The organism is Variovorax sp. 01N429 (assembly GCF_056399425.1).
The window spans coordinates 35,067-51,131 of record NZ_JBFTRG010000007.1 but is presented as its reverse complement, the minus strand read 5'-3'; the positions used below and the strand labels follow the sequence as shown (position 1 = coordinate 51,131).

The following is a 16,065-nucleotide window of genomic DNA, read 5'->3' as shown; positions in this document are numbered from 1 at the left end:
TTTACAAATTGACGCATCTTTGGTGTCAAACTCGGCTCCAAGGGAGTGCAGTTGCGGAGCGCACACGCGCCGGCCGGCCGGCCGGCGTTTGCGACTTCAGACTTTGGCGTCGAAATCATGATTCTTGTAAAGACAGAGGCCGGGCATCGGGTGCTCAAGGATCGATCACTGCCGCTGACTGCGCGGCAGCGATCGGCATTTATTCTTTTCGACGGAAAACGCTGCGTCGACGACGTGATCGGTGCCGGCGTGGGTGTGGCCCGAGAAGACATCGACCAACTTGTTCAGCTTGGGCTACTGGGCGTTCCATTCGGGTCTGCCGCACCCCCCAACTCGGTTGTGGCGTCGGCGCAGATTTCATCCTCGCCCGTCGAGCCCGCACCGGTGCTTGTTCTCGCTCGACAGGACGACGGAAGATCAAATCAGCAGCGCTACAAAGACGCCTATCCCATTGCCACGCAACTCACCGGGGCCCTGGGATTGCGGGGATTCAGGCTCAACCTGTCAGTAGAGAAGACCTCCAACTACGACGAACTGCTCGATCTCCTCCCGAAGATCCGCAGTGCTGTGGGGCCGGAGAAAGTCATGGCTTTGGAGCGCGCCCTGACGGGCGATTGACAGCCTCGCTGCTATAATTTCCGGCTTTGCCTTGCCACACCGCGACCGACGCTGCGGGTGGCTTAATCCCTTCTACGGAAGATCCACAAGGAGCGCTATGCGTCACTACGAAATCATCTTGCTGATCCATCCGGATCAAAGCGAACAAGTTCCGGCCATGCTGGAGCGGTACAAGGGCTTGATTACTGCCGGCGGCGGCAAAGTCCACCGTGTTGAAGACTGGGGCCGTCGCCAGCTCGCTTACCAGATCAACAAGCTCAACAAGGCACACTACCTGTGCGTGAACATCGAGGCTGAACAAGCCGTGATGGCCGAGCTGGAGCATGCGTTCAAGTTCAACGACGCCGTTCTTCGTCACCTCACCGTTGTCAAGAAGAAAGCCGAAACCGGCCCTTCTTCAATGATGAAGACTGTAGAGCGCGAAGAAGCCCGCAAGGCTCAGCAGGCCGAATACGCCGCCAACAACAACTGATTGTGTGAGCGCCGCCGCAGCCAATCAGCTTGTGCTGACTGCCTGCGTCGCCGAAATCGGAACTTTGCGATTCACCCCCGCCGGATTGCCTGCTGTCGATTTGAGACTCGAACATGAGTCGACGATTGCCGAAGTGGGTCATCCCCGGCAGGTCAAGACAGCCATCAAAGCTGTCGCGTTCGGCGCAATAGCCGAGCGACTCGCAAAGCAGGCTCTTGGAAGTTTCTGGCGTTTTCAGGGTTTCCTCGCCACTCCTGGTAACGGCAAGCATCCGGTTTTGCACATTCAGGATTTTCAGCAAGATTAATTTTCGAAAAGAGGTCCTCAAATGGCCACGTTCAAGAAATTCAACAAAGACAAGCGCCCCAAGCGCAATACACAATCGCTGCTCTTCAAGCGCAAGCGCTTCTGTCGCTTCACCGTCGCTGGCGTCGAAGAAATCGATTACAAGGACATCGACACCTTGCGTGATTTCATCAGCGAAAACGGAAAGATCATTCCGGCTCGCCTGACTGGCACGCGCGCTATTTACCAGCGTCAACTCAACACCGCCATCAAGCGCGCTCGCTTCCTCGCGATGGTGCCGTACAGCGACCAACACCGCGTCTAAGGAGCAAGACAACATGCAAGTCATTCTTCTGGACAAGGTCGTCAACCTTGGTGTGCTGGGCGAAATCGTCAAAGTCAAAGACGGTTATGCACGGAATTTTCTGATCCCCACCGGACGTGCGCGTCGCGCCACTGAGGCAAACAAGGCCGAATTCGAAGCCAAGCGCGTCGAACTCGAAAAGGCCGCGGCCGCCAAGTTGGCCGAGTCCCAGGCTCAAGGCGAAAAGCTCGCGGGCACGACAGTCAAGCTGACGCAGAAGGCCGGCGTTGATGGCCGTCTGTTTGGTTCGGTGACCAACCACGATGTCGCCGAGGAGCTCAACAAGCTCGGCTACAAGGTTGCGAAGTCGAAGGTGCGCATGCCCAGCGGTCCGATCAAGATCGTCGGCGACAGCACCGTCAGCGTTGCACTGCATACGGACGTGGTGGTCGAAATCACCGTGACGGTGTACGGCGAAAGCGCCTGATCGAACTGCGGGCTCATCCCCGTCTCAAGAGCCGCCTTCGGGCGGCTTTTTTTCTGCCGCTTCGTGTTGTCCCCGCGTGCTGCACCGGAAGATCACTGTTTATTCACAGCCTTGTCCACGTGACGCCGAGCGGTGTGCGGCTTAGCATGCAGGGTTGCAAGGAACTCCATGTCCGCCGTTTTTTCATACGCCGATAACGACCCATCTACAGACCGTCAGATTGCGCAACTGCGCATCCCCCCGCATTCGATAGAAGCCGAATCCAGTGTGCTTGGGGGACTTTTGCTCGACAACGGCGCTTGGGATCGCATGGGCGATGTTGTGGTAGACAGTGACTTCTATCGCCATGAGCACAAGCTGATCTATGGCGCGATTGGAATGCTGATCAACGCCAGCAAGCCAGCGGACGTGATCACCGTCTATGAGCAATTGCAGAATCTCGGTAAGGCCGAAGAGATCGGTGGGCTTGCCTATCTCAATTCGCTCGCGCAGTACGTACCGAGCGCGAGCAACATTCGCCGATACGCTGAAATCGTGCGCGAACGTTCGATCCTGCGAAAGTTGGTAAGCGCGAGCGACGAGATTGCGACCAATGCCTTCAACACGCAGGGCAAGCCTGTCGACAAGATCCTGGACGAGGCCGAGCAGAAGATCTTCAACATCGGCGAGGAAGGCTCCCGCATGAAGCAAGGCTTCCAGGGCATGGACTCCCTGGTCGTCGAATTGCTTGATCGGGTGACCGAGATGGCCGAGAACCCGAACGACATCACGGGTGTCCGCACCGGTTTTTACGAATTCGACAAGATGACCTCGGGGCTGCAGCCGGGCGACATGATCGTGTTGGCTGCGCGACCGTCGATGGGAAAGACGTCGCTGGCCATCAACATTGCCGAACACGTTGCCCTCAACGAAGGTTTGCCGGTCGCAGTGTTCTCGATGGAAATGGGTGCCTCGCAACTGGCTGTGCGCATCGTCGGGTCGATAGGCCGCATCGACCAAGGCCACTTGCGCACGGGCAAGCTCACGGACGAAGAATGGCCGCGCCTTACCGAAGCGATTGAGAAGCTGCGCAACGTGTCGCTTCACATCGACGAAACTCCGGGCCTGACCACGAGCGAATTGCGCGCCAATGCACGTAGGCTCGCTCGTCAATATGGCAAGCTGGGGCTGATTGTGGTGGATTACCTTCAGCTGATGAGCGTGTCCAGCAGCATGAACGACGAGAACCGAGCCACGGCAGTTGGTGAAATCTCCCGTGGCTTGAAGATGCTGGCGAAGGAGCTCAAATGTCCAGTCATTGCGCTTTCGCAGCTCAGCCGCGGTGTGGAGAGCCGCACCGACAAGCGGCCCATGATGAGTGATCTGCGCGAGTCGGGTGCGATTGAGCAGGATGCCGACATCATCATGTTCATCTATCGAGACGACTACTACGACAAGAACAGCAAGGAGCCTGGCGTTGCCGAGGTGATCATCAGCAAGCACCGGAATGGTCCGACAGGCACCGTCAAGCTTGCGTTCCTCAAGCCACTGACCAAGTTTGAAAATCTCGCGATGGGCAGCGACGATTTTTAGTCAATCGATCTGGCGCGTCGACGCGTCTGATTTCTGCGAGTCCGCCTGCAGCCTCCGAAGCATGTCAGCGAGCGTTTTCCCCGGCTCGTCACGAAAGCGCTCCGGCAGGACTTCGATCTGACTGATTCGGTCGATCCTGAATCCGCGGAAGTCTCCGCGGAGTTCGCACCAGGCAGAGAACGTCCACACTTTTCCCCAATAGAAGCAACCCAGTGGCCGCACCGTGCGTTGGCTTGGCGATCCCACGACATCGCGATAGTCCATGCGCAGCTTCTGGCGTGCCTGCACAGCTTCCCGCAGCGTCTGCAGCCGCAAGCGTGTGCCGTCGTCAAGGGCGTATGCCGGCGCATAGAGCGCCAGGCTCTCGGCGGACACGCGTGCCGCTGGCGGGAGTACCGACAGGATCTTGCCAAGAGCCGATTCGATGTCGCGCGCCATGGCCGCATCGACCCAACTCTGCGCGAGCCGTGCCGAAGCAACCAATGCCGCTGCTTCGTCCTGAGTGAACATGAGCGGGGGCAAGTCAAAGCCGGAGCCCAGCCGATATCCGACGCCGGCCTCGCCGTCAAGTGGCACTCCCTGCGCTTGGAGATCGGCGATGTCACGGTAAACGGTGCGCTCGGAAATCTCCAGGCGCTGCGCGAGAAAAGCGGCAGTCGTCAGGCGGCGTCCGCGGATGATCTGGACGATTTGAAATAGGCGATCGGCACGGCGCATGGAGTCGTCAGGTTCGGATGCATTGTTTGGGTCGTGCCGCTCTCAGTTTCATGTCAATCCAGTTGGATTCCGATGTGGATGGCGACTTCCTCTGGGCCGCTGTACGCTTCGAAATCGCTGCGATAGCGGCGCTTGACCTCCGGATGCGACTCGAAATACTGCCAGATCGTCTGCCATACCGCGAGCACCATTTGCGGCATTTGTCCGTGTCCGGTGAAGACAAGGTAGTCACCACCTTCGATGCGCACTGCCGCAGGCGCGTCGGTCACGGCGACGCCGGTGGTAATGTCGTAGGCCCCGTGCGCATCGCTCTCGTACCCTGAATAGACGCTGTAAAGGTGCATGTCGGCCTTCCGATTGGGCGTTCTTTCGTATACGCGCTCATCGAAAAAGCGTGCCCACAATGGGCCGATGCGGGCAATCTGTGGGTCGGTTTCGTCGCGGTTGGTCGTGCGTGCTGTGAGTCCTGCGACGCGGAAGGCATCCAGCCGTTGAAGTTCGGGTTGCATCAAGTTCTCCATCCGGAATTCAAAGATCAAAGGTCAGAGGTCCAATTCCAATAGCCGACTGTCTGCCTTCATGGCGTCGGCGATCAAACGAATATCGTGCTCGTCGACCTCCAAGAGGCCGAAACGAAACTTGGAACCCCATCTCGTGGGGTCTTCAACGAAGTCGAATTTTTCAATCAGAGGCAGGATCTGCGCTTCGCAGGCTGGCGCGTAACGTACGTCCCTTCGCCATGGAATGAATCCATTGCCCATGTCTGCCTCATAGGGCGTGCCCCCCTGAACGACTCCGATCGACACGAAGCTCTGCAGCCTATCGGCGTGGCCGAATTCGGTGGTGGGCGAGTAGTAGGCGACCCGGTCCCCGGCAGCGATTCGCTTGAGCGGCGCCAGCTTTCCGTGGCCCACCTGCATGAAGCCGCCTTTGGGATCATCGCGCCCGCGGCGGGCGTGTTCGGCGCTGGCGACGGCGATCCAGTTCTTGCGTGTCATCGCTGTCATCCCAAGGCGTGCAGGCCGACTTCATTGCCTTCTGTATCTCGAAGATGGGCAAAGAAGCCCATTTCCGCCGGGAGCGCTGTTTTGGGTGTAACGACCTGCCCACCGGCTGCCACCACACGGGCCAGTGCGGCATCGATGCTCGGGGCGCAGTCCAAGTAGATCCGGACTCCGGTCCCCGCGGCGGCTGATTGGGTGTTTCCGGCGACCAGGCATCCACCGGTGGCGGAGCTTTCGTACGGGAAGACGGCCATGATGCCTCCCCCGAAGTCTTCACGCTTCAGTGTGCGCCCCAGAATCTTTTCATAGAACGATTGCGCGCGGTCCATGTCGGCGACCGGGATCTCGAACCAGTTGATGGCGGATGTCATGAGCGGCTTCCTTTGCAGTGAATGAAGCCGTCATGCTGCGCGACAGCTCCTGACAACGTCTTGTCAGGAGCGTTCTGAAGACTCAAAAAAGGGCGCCCGTAGCGCCCCTTAAGAGATTCAGCCCGCCTACAGGACCTCGCTGGCGAAATCCGCCAGGCGGGATCGTTCTCCGCGTGCCAGGGTGATATGCCCGCTGTGGGGCCAGCCCTTGAATTTGTCCACTGCAAAGGTGAGGCCGGACGAACCCTCCGTGAGATAGGGCGTATCGATTTGCGCCAGATTGCCCATGCAAATGATCTTGGTGCCGGGGCCTGCGCGGGTCACGAGTGTCTTCATCTGCTTTGGCGTCAGGTTCTGCGCCTCGTCGATGATCACGTACTTGTTCAGGAAGGTCCGTCCGCGCATGAAGTTCATGCTCTTGATCTTGATCTTGCTTCTGATCAGCTCATTGGTGGCGGCACGGCCCCATTCGCCGGCGCCGCCGCCGTCGCCTTTGGCGAGGAACTCGAGGTTGTCGTCCAGTGCGCCCATCCAGGGGCCCATCTTTTCTTCCTCGGTTCCCGGCAGGAAGCCGATGTCTTCGCCCACGCTCACCGTCGCGCGCGTCATGATGATTTCGGTATAGCGACGATCGTCGAGCACCTGCGTGAGCCCGGATGCGAGTGCCATCAATGTCTTGCCGGTGCCGGCAGTGCCGGTCAGCGTGACCAGATCAACCTCAGGGTCCATCAGCAGGTTCATCGCGAAGTTCTGCTCGCGGTTGCGTGTGTTCACGCCCCAGACAGCATTCTTGACGGAGCCGTAGTCCTTGAGAGTCTTGAGGACGGCCGTCTTGTCCCGGATTTCGGTCACGCGCGCATACATGCTCGGCTCTCCGGGTGCTTCGAAGAAGACGAATTGATTGATGTACAGATTGGGCACGATCGGGCCGCTCACGCGGTAGAACGTGCTGCTCCCGCTTTGCCAGCTTTCGATTGTCTTGCTCTGGCGCGTCCAGAAATCCGCCGGCAGTGCGAGCGATCCGGAATAGAGGAGGTCGCCGTCCTCGAGAGTCTTGTCATTCTGGTAGTCCTCTGCGGCGAGACCCAGTGCGCGCGCTTTCACACGCATGTTGATGTCTTTCGACACCAGCACGACCTCCTGCTTTACCCGGCCGGGACCATCCTTGGCATAGAGATCGCGCAGCGCCTGTACCACGCCGAGGATCTGGTTGTCCGCCTTGCCTTGCGGCAGGCTGGTGGGCAAGGAGTAATTTAGCGGAGCAGTCTGGAAGAACAGTTTGCCACCGGCCTCGCGGTGGCCGGTGGTGTCCAGCTTCAACCCCTTGCCAATGTCCGCACCCTGCGCCGCGGCCAGGCCGTCGAGCGTACGGCTGCTCTGGCGTCCGTTCCGGGCGACCTCGGTCGTTCCCTTCTTGTGACCGTCGAGCTCTTCGAGAACGATCATCGGCAGGAAGATGTCGTGCTCTTCGAACCGGAAGAGGCACATCGGGTCGTGCAGCAGCACATTCGTATCGAGAACGAAGAGCTTGGCAGGACCATTTCCCTTGTTTCGCCTGGAGCGAGTCTGGCTTGGTTGCTCCGGCGTGACGGCGCTTGAAAGCGGCTCCGGGAGCCGTTGCGGAGCTTCCTGTGGCGCGGGTGCGGGTGCCTTTAACCTTGGTGACGGGGGAGTTTCGACGTCACCGCCGCCTTCGGAGGCCCGCCGGTCGAAAAGCTCAAGGGGCCGGGGCTCGTTTGTTTCCTCCTGTTCCGACCGGCGCTGCGACGGGCGACGGCCGCTCCTCCCGTGCAAGGAGCGGGCCGGCGCATTGTGTGCGTCCGGCGAAAGCAATGCGGCACGTTTTGTGGGGGCGGGGGGCAGGGGCATGGGGCGGTTCGCTCGCAAAAGTGAAGGGGCCAGAAAACGAAAAAGCCGCCTGAAGACCTGGGCGGCTTTGTTCGGTGGATGCGGTCGCGGAGCTCAACGGCATGGAGCCATTATGCACATCGACAGTGTCGCCTCCTGAGTTCGTTGCGCGCCGCCAACGCGTCCGCGCAAACCTCACACACTTCAGAGATCAGGCAGCTTTCTTGAGCGCCTTGACAGCTTTGAGCACGTCGTCGACGTGGCCTGGTACCTTGAGCCCGCGCCACTCTGCCTTGAGCACGCCATCAGCGCCGATGAGGAACGTGCTGCGCTCGATGCCCTTGACCTTCTTGCCGTACATGATCTTGTTTTTGACCACGCCGAACATGTGACACATCTTTTCCTCCGTGTCTGCAATGAGTTCGAAAGGGAGTTCGAGCTTGGCCTTGAATTCGTCGTGCGACTTCATGTTGTCGCGCGAGACGCCGAATACCGTGGCGCCGGCCTTCTCGAAGTCCTTGTACCGATCCCGGAACTGCATGGCTTCTGTCGTGCAGCCTGGCGTGTTGTCCTTGGGATAGAAATACATGACCAGGACGTGGCCCAAATGAGAAGTGTTCGAGACCTTCAGGCCGCCGGTGGCATTGGCGTCGAATTCGGGAATGGGTTTGTTGACAACGATCGCCATGAAACTTGTTTTCTCCGTTTGATTCCATGCCCCGCGCGCGTCGGGTTCATGGAGGATTGGTCGTTGCTAACTGAGGGCTGGCCGCCGGTTCGCAACCCGCGATTTTACCTCGAAAAGCCTCTACTGCCCAACGTCAGGCCTCTCCACCAGCAGGGCCGCGACCACATGGCGGCCTTCGCTGGCGAGGATGTTGTAGGTGCGGCAGGCAGCAGGCGTATCCATGGTTTCGACGCCCGTACGCTGCGCCATGAGAGGCTGAAGCCATTTCGGCTGCGGAAAACGGATCCGCGCGCCGCTTCCGAAGATGATCAGCTCGGCGCCAAGGGCTGCCAATGGAGCGAAGTGCTCGGCGTTCAAATCCTCGAAGGTACTGCAGTTCCACTCAAAACGTTCGCCACGGGACCCGACGACGACGCTCGATTCGACCCGTTCGTTGTTGATGGCCACCCAGCCTGGGCCGTGTGCAGTGAGTGTTTGGACGTCGGATTTGTCAGGCTGGAGCTTCATCGGGAGGGCGTTCGAACTGTGGTCAAATTATAGGTTTTCCCCTGCGCTGACCCCCTTGGAGGGACTTTGAAACCGCTCAAGAAATCGGCCAAGCTGGCCAACGTGCTCTACGACATCCGCGGACCGATCATGGACGCCGCCAAGCAGATGGAAGAAGAGGGCCAGAAGATCATCAAGCTCAACATCGGCAACCTCGCCGTATTCGGCTTCGATGCGCCAGAAGAGGTCCAGCAGGACATGATCCGCAATCTGCCCGCCTCGGCAGGCTATTCGGACAGCAAGGGAATTTTCGCGGCGCGCAAGGCCGTGATGCATGAAACGCAAAAGCAGGGGATCGCGGGCGTGACGCTCGACGACATCTACCTGGGCAACGGCGCCAGTGAGCTGATTGCAATGGCGACCAACGCGCTGCTGAACGACGGTGATGAGTTGTTGCTGCCGACGCCCGACTACCCGCTGTGGACCGCGGTGGCAAGCCTGTCGGGCGGCAAGCCGGTGCATTACCTGTGCGACGAGGAGAACGGCTGGATGCCGAATCTCGACGATATTCGCGCAAAGATCACCTCGCGCACCAAAGGCATCGTGGTCATCAACCCGAACAACCCGACCGGCGCGCTGTATTCCACCGATTTGCTCAATGGCATCGTTGACATCGCGCGCGAGCACGGCTTGGTGATCTTCGCGGACGAGGTCTACGACAAGGTGCTGTACGACGGCGTCAAGCACACCGCAATTGCCAGCCTGTCGACCGACGTGCTCACGCTCACTTTCAATTCGCTGTCCAAGAGCCATCGCTCGTGCGGCTATCGTGCGGGCTGGCTCGTGGTGTCGGGCGACAAGAAGATGGCGCGTGACTACATCGAGGGCTTGAACATGCTCTCGAACATGCGGCTGTGCGCCAACGTGCCGGGCCAATGGGCGATCCAGACAGCGCTCGGTGGCTACCAGAGCATCAATGACCTCGTGGGGGCGGGCGGCCGGCTGCGACGTCAGCGTGACCTGGCCTACGAGCTGATCACGGCCATTCCCGGCGTGACTTGTGTCAAGCCGAGCGCGGCGCTGTACATGTTCCCGAAGCTCGACCGGAAGGTCTACCCGATAGACGACGACCGGCAGTTCTTCCTCGACCTGCTGAAGGAAACCAAGGTGATGCTGGTCCAGGGCACTGGCTTCAACTGGCCGACGCCTGATCATTTCCGCATCGTCTTCCTTCCTCACGAAGAAGACCTCAGGGAAGCTGTCGGGCGAATCGCCGGTTTCCTGGAGCGCTATCGAACCCGGCTCGCATGACTCGCCTGGACGTGAACGTCGACACCCCATCTTTCGAACATCCTGCATTCCAAGACGAACCCAATGAAACCCATCCAAGTTGGCCTGCTCGGCATCGGCACGGTCGGTAGCGGCACCTTCAAGGTGCTGCAGCGCAATCAGGAAGAGATCAAGCGCCGCGCCGGCCGTGGCATCGAGATCACCATGGTTGCGGACCTCGACACTGCGCGCGCTAAAGGCGTCGTGGGCGAAGACGTGAAGGTGGTCAATGACGCACGCGCTGTGATCGCGAACCCCGACATCGACATCGTGATCGAGCTGATCGGCGGCTACGGCGTCGCCAAGCAACTGGTGCTCGAGGCGATTGCCGCCGGCAAGCACGTGGTGACGGCCAACAAGGCGCTGCTAGCGGTGCACGGCACCGAAATCTTCGCAGCCGCGCACGACAAGGGCGTGATGGTGGCATTCGAGGCCGCCGTAGCGGGCGGCATCCCGATCATCAAGGCATTGCGCGAGGGTCTCACGGCCAACAGCATCCAGTGGATTGCCGGGATCATCAATGGCACCACCAACTTCATCCTCTCCGAGATGCGCGACAAGGGCCTCGACTTCGCGACGGTGCTGAAGGAAGCGCAACGCCTGGGCTACGCTGAAGCCGACCCGACCTTCGACATCGAGGGCGTGGATGCCGCGCACAAGGTCACCCTGATGAGCGCCATCGCGTTCGGCATTCCGGTGCAGTTCGACAAGGCCCATGTGGAAGGCATCACCAAGCTCGCCGCGCAGGACATCAAGTACGCCGAGCAGCTCGGTTATCGCATCAAGCTGCTTGGCGTGACCAAGCGCGTGGCGCAGGGCATCGAGTTGCGCGTTCATCCGGCGCTGGTTCCGTCGAAACGCTTGCTCGCCAATGTCGAGGGCGCCATGAACGCGGTGGTCGTCAACGGCGACGCGGTCGGGACCACGCTTTACTACGGCAAGGGCGCAGGCAGCGAGCCCACTGCGAGCGCGGTGATCGCCGACTTGGTCGACATCACACGCCTGCACACGGCCGACGCGGCGCATCGCGTTCCCCACCTTGCCTTCCACCCGGACGCGATGAGCGACCTGAAGGTCCTGCCGATGTCGGAAGTGGTGACCAGCTACTACCTGCGACTGCGCGTGGCCGACGAGGCTGGCGTGCTCGCGAAGGTGACCGGACTCTTGGCCACTGCCGGCATCAGCATCGACGCGGTGCTGCAGCGTGAAGCGGATGAGGTCGGCGGCGAAGGATCAACCCAGACCGACCTGATCATTCTGACGCACGACACCCGAGAAGGCACCCTGGACGACGCTTTGGCCCAACTGCAAGCCTTGCCCACAGTGCTCGCTCCGATCGTTCGTCTTCGCAAGGAAGAGCTGTCCTGATGCGGTACCTTTCGACCCGCGGCCACCCCGACCGCCGGCGCTTCTGCGAGATTCTCCTGGAAGGCCTGGCGCCCGACGGCGGCTTGTACCTGCCTGAGCAATACCCGGCCGTCGATGCCGCCTTGCTGGCGAAGTGGCGCGGCTTGGGCTATGCCGACCTCGCTTTTGAGATCCTCTCGCTGTACATCGACGACATCCCGCCTACGGATCTCAAGGCCGTCTGCGCCAAGACCTATACCGCGGAAGTATTTGGTACGGCCGAGATCGTGCCGTTGCGCGAGCTTGAAGATGGTGTCTACCTCGAAGCGCTGTCCAATGGCCCGACCTTGGCCTTCAAGGACATGGCGATGCAACTGCTCGGCAACCTGTTCGAATACGAGCTGGCCCGCCGTGGTGAAGAACTGAACATTCTGGGGGCGACCAGCGGAGACACGGGCAGTGCTGCCGAATACGCGATGCGCGGCAAGAAAGGCGTGCGCGTTTTCATGACCTCGCCCGATGGCCGCATGAGTCCCTTCCAGCAGGCTCAGATGTTCAGCCTGCAGGACGCGAATATCCACAACCTCGCGATCGAGGGTGTCTTCGACGACTGCCAGGACATCGTCAAGGCGGTGTCCAACGACCTGGCCTTCAAGCGCAAGTACAAGATCGGCACTGTCAATTCGATCAACTGGGCGCGGCTACTGGCCCAGGTCGTCTACTACTTTGCAGGCTACTTCCAGGCCACCGCCAGCAATGACAAGCAGGTGAGCTTCGCGGTGCCCTCGGGCAACTTCGGCAACGTCTGCGCCGGGCACGTGGCTCGCATGATGGGGCTGCCGATCCGCACGCTGGTGGTTGCGACGAACGAGAACGACGTGCTCGACGAGTTCTTCCGCACCGGCGTCTACCGCGTGCGCTCCGCGGCCGACACGCACGAAACATCGAGTCCTTCCATGGACATCTCGAAGGCGAGCAATTTCGAGCGCTTCGTGTTTGACCTGGTGGGACGTGACGCTGCCAAGGCGCGCGGCCTGTTCGAGGGCGAACTCGGCCGGGCCGGTCGCTTCGACCTGAGCCTCGACCCCGCCTTTGCACATTCTGCGTCRCGCTTCGGCTTTGCAAGCAGCCGCAGCACGCACGCGGACCGCCTGGCGACCATCCGAGATACAGACAAGCGTTTTGCCACCCTGATCGATACGCACACGGCAGATGGCTTGAAGGCCGCACGCGAGCACCTCACGCCCGGCGTGCCGATGATCGTCCTGGAGACGGCGCTGCCGATCAAGTTTGCTGAAACCATCGTCGAAGCGCTCGGCCACGAGCCCGAGCGGCCGGCCCGCTTCGAGGGGATCGAAGCGCTTCCAAAACGGGTGGTCAAGCTGCCTGCCGATGCCGAAGCAGTCAAGGCCTATATCGCCACTCACTGCGACTGACGCCACGGTAGACGCATGAAAGTCATCGGCTTTGCGGGTTTCTCGGGAGCGGGGAAAACAACGCTGGTCGAGCGGCTGATTCCCGCGCTCAAGCGCGAGCGACAACGTGTTTCCGTGGTGAAGCATGCGCACCATAAGTTCGACATCGATCACCCGGGCAAGGACACATACCGCCATCGCGAAGCGGGCGCCTTCGAGGTCGTGATCGCGTCCGACAAGCGACTCGCGCTCATGCGTGAGTTCGAGCGGCCCACGGAACTGGACGTCCATGACCTCATCGCCGAACTCGACGAGCGAGTGGACTGGGTGCTCGTCGAAGGCTTCAAGCACACCGACTTGCCCAGAATCGAGGTGTGGCGACCGCCGGCTGAAGGAGAGCAGCCGCGCCCCGTGCGTTATTCAGAAGATCCCTTTACCGTGGGCATCGCCACGAACACACCGGGGGCGTTGCCCGAGCGCACGGAGTTGCCGGTCTTTGACCTCGACGACGTCGATGCCATCTGCGCATGGCTGCTGCGGTATGCGGAGCGTTTCGACTACAAGGTGAATCACCATGGCTGAGCCTTCCTCGCGTCCCCCCTTGATGGCCCTTGAAGAGGCGCTGACCCGGTTGTTGAGCGCGGCCACGCCGTTGCTCGGCGCGGAAAGTGTTTCGACTTTCGATGCTGACGGCCGGGTGCTGGCGCAGGACGTCACGTCCGCCCTGACAGTGCCGCCGCGCGACAACAGTTCGATGGATGGCTATGCGGTTCGAATATCTGACTGCACAGCGCCAGGCAATGTGTTGCGCGTATCGCAGCGGATCCCGGCGGGTACCGTGGGCACGCCTTTGGAGCCTGGCACTGCCGCACGGATCTTCACTGGCGCGCAGATCCCCGAAGGCGCCGATGCCGTGGTGATGCAGGAAGACACGTGTGCGTTGCCCGAGGAGGGTGGTCTCGGCAGTGTGCGCATCGACATCATTCCCGCCGCCGGGCAGTGGATTCGCCGCGCCGGTGAAGACGTGGCCACAGGCGACGTGGTGCTGTCAAAAGGCGATCGGCTCACCCCCGCAGGGCTTGGGTTGGCGGCGAGCGTAGGTCTCGCCAAACTCCTGGTTTCGAGGCGGCCGCGTGTGGCGCTTCTGTCAACCGGCGACGAACTCGTCATGCCGGGCGAGGTTGCTCCCGGAGCCATGAAACCGGGCTCGATCTACAACTCGAATCGCTTCTTCATGCGGGCGCTGCTGAAACGGCTGGGCTGCGACGTCAGCGATCTGGGCATCGTGCCGGATCGCCGCGAAGCGACCATCGATGCTTTGCGAGAAGCGGCGCTTCATAACGACTTGATCATCACCACAGGTGGCGTTTCCGTGGGCGAGGAAGACCACATCCAGGCGGCTGTGCAGCATCTGGGCCAACTGAATCTCTGGTCGCTGTCGATGAAGCCCGGCAAGCCCTTCGCCTATGGGCGGATTGGCAATGCCCACCTTTGCGGATTGCCAGGCAATCCGGTGTCGAGTTTCCTGACCTTCCTGATGCTCGTGCGGCCCTTCCTGCTCACTCTCCAGGGCGCCAAGCGAATCGCCGTCGAGTCTGTCGCTGTGCGCGCTGACTTCGACTGGCCGCGCGCGGACCGCAGGCGCGAATTCCTGCGTGCGCGGCGCAACGCGGCAGGCGGGCTGGATGTCTTCCCCAACCAGAGTTCCGGCGTGTTGACGTCCACTGTCTGGGGCGACGGTCTGATCGACACGCCCGCAGACCAGCCTTTCAAGGCGGGCGACATGGTGAAGTTCATTCCTTTTGTGTCGCTGCTGGCTTGAGCATGAAGATCAACGTTCGCTACTTTGCGTCGGTTCGAGAGGCGCTCGGAACGGGTGCCGAGACCATCGAAACAGACGCCCAGAATCTTGGCAAATTGCGCGATGAACTCATCGCGCGCGGCGAGCCTCACGCGAGCATCCTCGCGCGAGGCCGAGCCGTGCGGATGGCGCTCGATCAGATCATGAGCAGCGAAAGCGCTGCCCTGCGCGACGGCAGCGAAGTCGCGTTCTTCCCGCCGGTCACCGGCGGTTGAGGGCGGCCTGTATTTGCATCAGGCGCTCGCCGGCCGCCGCCGGCGCGCGCGTCATTGGGGAGCGCAACTCATCGAGCAGAACTCCCTGGCTGGCGAGCACTGCCTTCAGCGGGCCCGGATTCGCATCCGCGAACAAGGCTTCGATGAGCGGCAGCAGCGGATGCCACAACTTTCGTGCCTGCGCCAACTTTCCTTCCCGAAGCAGGCGAATCACATTAACGAAGCGCTCAGTCTGCAGGTGTGCACTGGCGGCAATCGCGCCCGCCCCACCTTCGGCCACCGTGCTGAAGATCTGGCCATCCTCCCCGGCAAGAACCTGTAGTCGACCATCTGCAATCAAGGCTCGCGTCTTTGCGCCGTCGCCGCCGCAGTCCTTGATCGCCCGAATGCGTGGATGTGCCGCAAGCGTCAAGAGCGTATCGCCCGAGATCGAAACGCCGGTGCGGTAGGGGATGTCGTAGATCACGACCGGCGCTGCACTGGCTTCGGAAATAGCGCTGAACCACTCCACCAACCCACTTTGCGACGGCCGGACATAGCTCGGCGCGGGCACAAGCAGTCCGGCTGTCTCTTGCTCGCTCAAGCGCCGAACCCAATCAAGCGTCTTGCCGAGGTGGTAGCCGGAAATCCCCATGATGCGCGGCATGGCCGGGGCTGCTCGGCCCACGGTCGCGAGGACCGCCAGTTGCTCGCTCTCTTCGAGCGCCGCCGCTTCGCCGGTCGAGCCGCAGACCACGAACCCTGCAATGCCGGTCGGTGCAAGGCGTTCGACCAGCCGGGTCAGGGCTGCATGGTCAACGGCGCCGTCACGAAAAGGCGTCACCAGCGGAATCCAGAGCCCCGAGAAATCAGAGACAGGCGGTGTGGAGAGAGATGAATGTTGCACGCGACTTTCCTTCGAGGAATTGACCGATGGAATGACCACCGTCAGATGCGCGCGCACAACCAGCTTCGGCTTGGGCCTTGCAGTTCCGTCGCTCATCCGACGACGGAACCGAAGCTCCGGTCAGACGAGCTTTGGTTTTTTGGCTTTGCCTTGCAGGCGC

The 16,065-nt window shown here is 61.0% G+C and carries 20 protein-coding genes; 12 read left to right on the top strand and 8 right to left on the bottom strand.

From position 1 onward, the window contains the following. The first annotated feature begins 117 nt into the window (after positions 1 to 117). The 6 genes from AC1DSF_RS14190 to dnaB all read left to right on the top strand — a co-directional run bounded on the left by AC1DSF_RS14190 (position 118) and on the right by dnaB (position 3,738). On the top strand, positions 118 to 618 hold the full coding sequence (locus tag AC1DSF_RS14190) for a hypothetical protein (RefSeq protein WP_478126862.1): 501 nt from the start codon (positions 118 to 120) through the stop codon (positions 616 to 618). A 97-nt stretch (positions 619 to 715) separates the two neighbouring features. Further along, positions 716 to 1,090, top strand: coding sequence for a 30S ribosomal protein S6 (rpsF, locus tag AC1DSF_RS14185; protein WP_093109828.1), 375 nt, complete (start codon positions 716 to 718; stop codon positions 1,088 to 1,090). 4 nt (positions 1,091 to 1,094) lie between these two features. Then, positions 1,095 to 1,397 carry a primosomal replication protein N gene (gene priB / locus AC1DSF_RS14180; RefSeq protein ID WP_478126861.1) on the top strand — a complete coding sequence of 101 codons (303 nt, stop codon included), beginning with the start codon at positions 1,095 to 1,097 and terminating at the stop codon, positions 1,395 to 1,397. A gap of 21 nt (positions 1,398 to 1,418) precedes the next feature. Continuing rightward, the gene (rpsR, locus tag AC1DSF_RS14175; protein ID WP_007830781.1) at positions 1,419 to 1,700 is read left to right on the top strand and encodes a 30S ribosomal protein S18; all 282 of its coding nucleotides are present in this window, start codon (positions 1,419 to 1,421) and stop codon (positions 1,698 to 1,700) included. A 13-nt stretch (positions 1,701 to 1,713) separates the two neighbouring features. Beyond that, positions 1,714 to 2,166 (top strand): 50S ribosomal protein L9, encoded by a 453-nt coding sequence (rplI, locus tag AC1DSF_RS14170; protein ID WP_478126860.1) that lies wholly within the window; start codon positions 1,714 to 1,716, stop codon positions 2,164 to 2,166. Positions 2,167 to 2,334: 168 nt separating this feature from the next. Further along, the gene (gene dnaB / locus AC1DSF_RS14165) at positions 2,335 to 3,738 is read left to right on the top strand and encodes a replicative DNA helicase (protein WP_478126859.1); all 1,404 of its coding nucleotides are present in this window, start codon (positions 2,335 to 2,337) and stop codon (positions 3,736 to 3,738) included. Here the strand turns inward: dnaB and AC1DSF_RS14160 are convergent, their stop codons facing one another. From AC1DSF_RS14160 to AC1DSF_RS14130, 7 genes are all read right to left on the bottom strand, one after another. Then, positions 3,739 to 4,455: a helix-turn-helix transcriptional regulator gene (locus AC1DSF_RS14160; protein WP_478126858.1), complete on the bottom strand. Its 717-nt coding sequence runs from the start codon at positions 4,453 to 4,455 to the stop codon at positions 3,739 to 3,741. 53 nt (positions 4,456 to 4,508) lie between these two features. Further along, a complete protein-coding gene (locus AC1DSF_RS14155) occupies positions 4,509 to 4,964 on the bottom strand; it encodes a GyrI-like domain-containing protein (protein ID WP_478126857.1) in 456 nt (151 codons plus the stop codon). A 33-nt stretch (positions 4,965 to 4,997) separates the two neighbouring features. Further along, entirely contained in the window at positions 4,998 to 5,453 is a 456-nt protein-coding gene (locus AC1DSF_RS14150) for an EVE domain-containing protein (protein ID WP_478126856.1), read from the bottom strand. A 5-nt stretch (positions 5,454 to 5,458) separates the two neighbouring features. After that, positions 5,459 to 5,830, bottom strand: coding sequence for a VOC family protein (locus AC1DSF_RS14145; protein WP_478126855.1), 372 nt, complete (start codon positions 5,828 to 5,830; stop codon positions 5,459 to 5,461). Between the two features lie 126 nt (positions 5,831 to 5,956). Beyond that, positions 5,957 to 7,699: a PhoH family protein gene (locus tag AC1DSF_RS14140; RefSeq protein ID WP_478126854.1), complete on the bottom strand. Its 1,743-nt coding sequence runs from the start codon at positions 7,697 to 7,699 to the stop codon at positions 5,957 to 5,959. A gap of 190 nt (positions 7,700 to 7,889) precedes the next feature. Beyond that, the gene (locus tag AC1DSF_RS14135; protein ID WP_021006537.1) at positions 7,890 to 8,366 is read right to left on the bottom strand and encodes a peroxiredoxin; all 477 of its coding nucleotides are present in this window, start codon (positions 8,364 to 8,366) and stop codon (positions 7,890 to 7,892) included. A gap of 120 nt (positions 8,367 to 8,486) precedes the next feature. Further along, on the bottom strand, positions 8,487 to 8,873 hold the full coding sequence (locus AC1DSF_RS14130) for an Mth938-like domain-containing protein (RefSeq protein WP_478126853.1): 387 nt from the start codon (positions 8,871 to 8,873) through the stop codon (positions 8,487 to 8,489). 66 nt (positions 8,874 to 8,939) lie between these two features. Here AC1DSF_RS14130 and AC1DSF_RS14125 point away from each other — a divergent pair, with 66 nt between their 5' ends. The 6 genes from AC1DSF_RS14125 to moaD all read left to right on the top strand — a co-directional run bounded on the left by AC1DSF_RS14125 (position 8,940) and on the right by moaD (position 15,019). Continuing rightward, positions 8,940 to 10,163, top strand: a complete 1,224-nt coding sequence (locus AC1DSF_RS14125) for a pyridoxal phosphate-dependent aminotransferase (RefSeq protein WP_478182966.1) — start codon at positions 8,940 to 8,942, stop codon at positions 10,161 to 10,163. 63 nt (positions 10,164 to 10,226) lie between these two features. After that, positions 10,227 to 11,549: a homoserine dehydrogenase gene (locus AC1DSF_RS14120; protein ID WP_478126851.1), complete on the top strand. Its 1,323-nt coding sequence runs from the start codon at positions 10,227 to 10,229 to the stop codon at positions 11,547 to 11,549. After that, the gene (gene thrC, locus AC1DSF_RS14115; RefSeq protein WP_478182965.1) at positions 11,549 to 12,964 is read left to right on the top strand and encodes a threonine synthase; all 1,416 of its coding nucleotides are present in this window, start codon (positions 11,549 to 11,551) and stop codon (positions 12,962 to 12,964) included. Before AC1DSF_RS14120 ends, thrC begins: the two co-directional genes overlap by 1 nt. Before the next feature lie 15 nt (positions 12,965 to 12,979). After that, positions 12,980 to 13,525 (top strand): molybdopterin-guanine dinucleotide biosynthesis protein B, encoded by a 546-nt coding sequence (mobB, locus tag AC1DSF_RS14110; protein ID WP_478182964.1) that lies wholly within the window; start codon positions 12,980 to 12,982, stop codon positions 13,523 to 13,525. Next, a complete protein-coding gene (locus AC1DSF_RS14105) occupies positions 13,518 to 14,765 on the top strand; it encodes a molybdopterin molybdotransferase MoeA (protein WP_478182963.1) in 1,248 nt (415 codons plus the stop codon). Before mobB ends, AC1DSF_RS14105 begins: the two co-directional genes overlap by 8 nt. 2 nt (positions 14,766 to 14,767) lie before the next feature. Beyond that, entirely contained in the window at positions 14,768 to 15,019 is a 252-nt protein-coding gene (gene moaD / locus AC1DSF_RS14100; RefSeq protein WP_478145625.1) for a molybdopterin converting factor subunit 1, read from the top strand. Here the strand turns inward: moaD and dapA are convergent. Continuing rightward, positions 15,006 to 16,001, bottom strand: a complete 996-nt coding sequence (gene dapA, locus AC1DSF_RS14095; RefSeq protein ID WP_478182962.1) for a 4-hydroxy-tetrahydrodipicolinate synthase — start codon at positions 15,999 to 16,001, stop codon at positions 15,006 to 15,008. The genes moaD and dapA overlap by 14 nt on opposite strands. Between the last annotated feature and the right edge of the window lie 64 nt (positions 16,002 to 16,065).

What these genes read in the sequence shown, in the direction of transcription:
- AC1DSF_RS14120 (WP_478126851.1), top strand. Translation starts at nt 10,227, where the DNA reads ATGAAACCCATCCAAGTTGGCCTGCTCGGCATCGGCACGGTCGGTAGC.
- rpsR (WP_007830781.1), top strand. Translation starts at nt 1,419, where the DNA reads ATGGCCACGTTCAAGAAATTCAACAAAGACAAGCGCCCCAAGCGCAAT.
- dnaB (WP_478126859.1), top strand. Translation starts at nt 2,335, where the DNA reads ATGTCCGCCGTTTTTTCATACGCCGATAACGACCCATCTACAGACCGT.
- AC1DSF_RS14150 (WP_478126856.1), bottom strand. Translation starts at nt 5,453, where the DNA reads ATGACACGCAAGAACTGGATCGCCGTCGCCAGCGCCGAACACGCCCGC.
- AC1DSF_RS14190 (WP_478126862.1), top strand. Translation starts at nt 118, where the DNA reads ATGATTCTTGTAAAGACAGAGGCCGGGCATCGGGTGCTCAAGGATCGA.
- AC1DSF_RS14135 (WP_021006537.1), bottom strand. Translation starts at nt 8,366, where the DNA reads ATGGCGATCGTTGTCAACAAACCCATTCCCGAATTCGACGCCAATGCC.
- moaD (WP_478145625.1), top strand. Translation starts at nt 14,768, where the DNA reads ATGAAGATCAACGTTCGCTACTTTGCGTCGGTTCGAGAGGCGCTCGGA.
- AC1DSF_RS14145 (WP_478126855.1), bottom strand. Translation starts at nt 5,830, where the DNA reads ATGACATCCGCCATCAACTGGTTCGAGATCCCGGTCGCCGACATGGAC.
- rplI (WP_478126860.1), top strand. Translation starts at nt 1,714, where the DNA reads ATGCAAGTCATTCTTCTGGACAAGGTCGTCAACCTTGGTGTGCTGGGC.
- mobB (WP_478182964.1), top strand. Translation starts at nt 12,980, where the DNA reads ATGAAAGTCATCGGCTTTGCGGGTTTCTCGGGAGCGGGGAAAACAACG.
- AC1DSF_RS14155 (WP_478126857.1), bottom strand. Translation starts at nt 4,964, where the DNA reads ATGCAACCCGAACTTCAACGGCTGGATGCCTTCCGCGTCGCAGGACTC.
- rpsF (WP_093109828.1), top strand. Translation starts at nt 716, where the DNA reads ATGCGTCACTACGAAATCATCTTGCTGATCCATCCGGATCAAAGCGAA.
- AC1DSF_RS14160 (WP_478126858.1), bottom strand. Translation starts at nt 4,455, where the DNA reads ATGCGCCGTGCCGATCGCCTATTTCAAATCGTCCAGATCATCCGCGGA.
- AC1DSF_RS14105 (WP_478182963.1), top strand. Translation starts at nt 13,518, where the DNA reads ATGGCTGAGCCTTCCTCGCGTCCCCCCTTGATGGCCCTTGAAGAGGCG.
- AC1DSF_RS14130 (WP_478126853.1), bottom strand. Translation starts at nt 8,873, where the DNA reads ATGAAGCTCCAGCCTGACAAATCCGACGTCCAAACACTCACTGCACAC.
- dapA (WP_478182962.1), bottom strand. Translation starts at nt 16,001, where the DNA reads ATGAGCGACGGAACTGCAAGGCCCAAGCCGAAGCTGGTTGTGCGCGCG.
- AC1DSF_RS14140 (WP_478126854.1), bottom strand. Translation starts at nt 7,699, where the DNA reads ATGCCCCTGCCCCCCGCCCCCACAAAACGTGCCGCATTGCTTTCGCCG.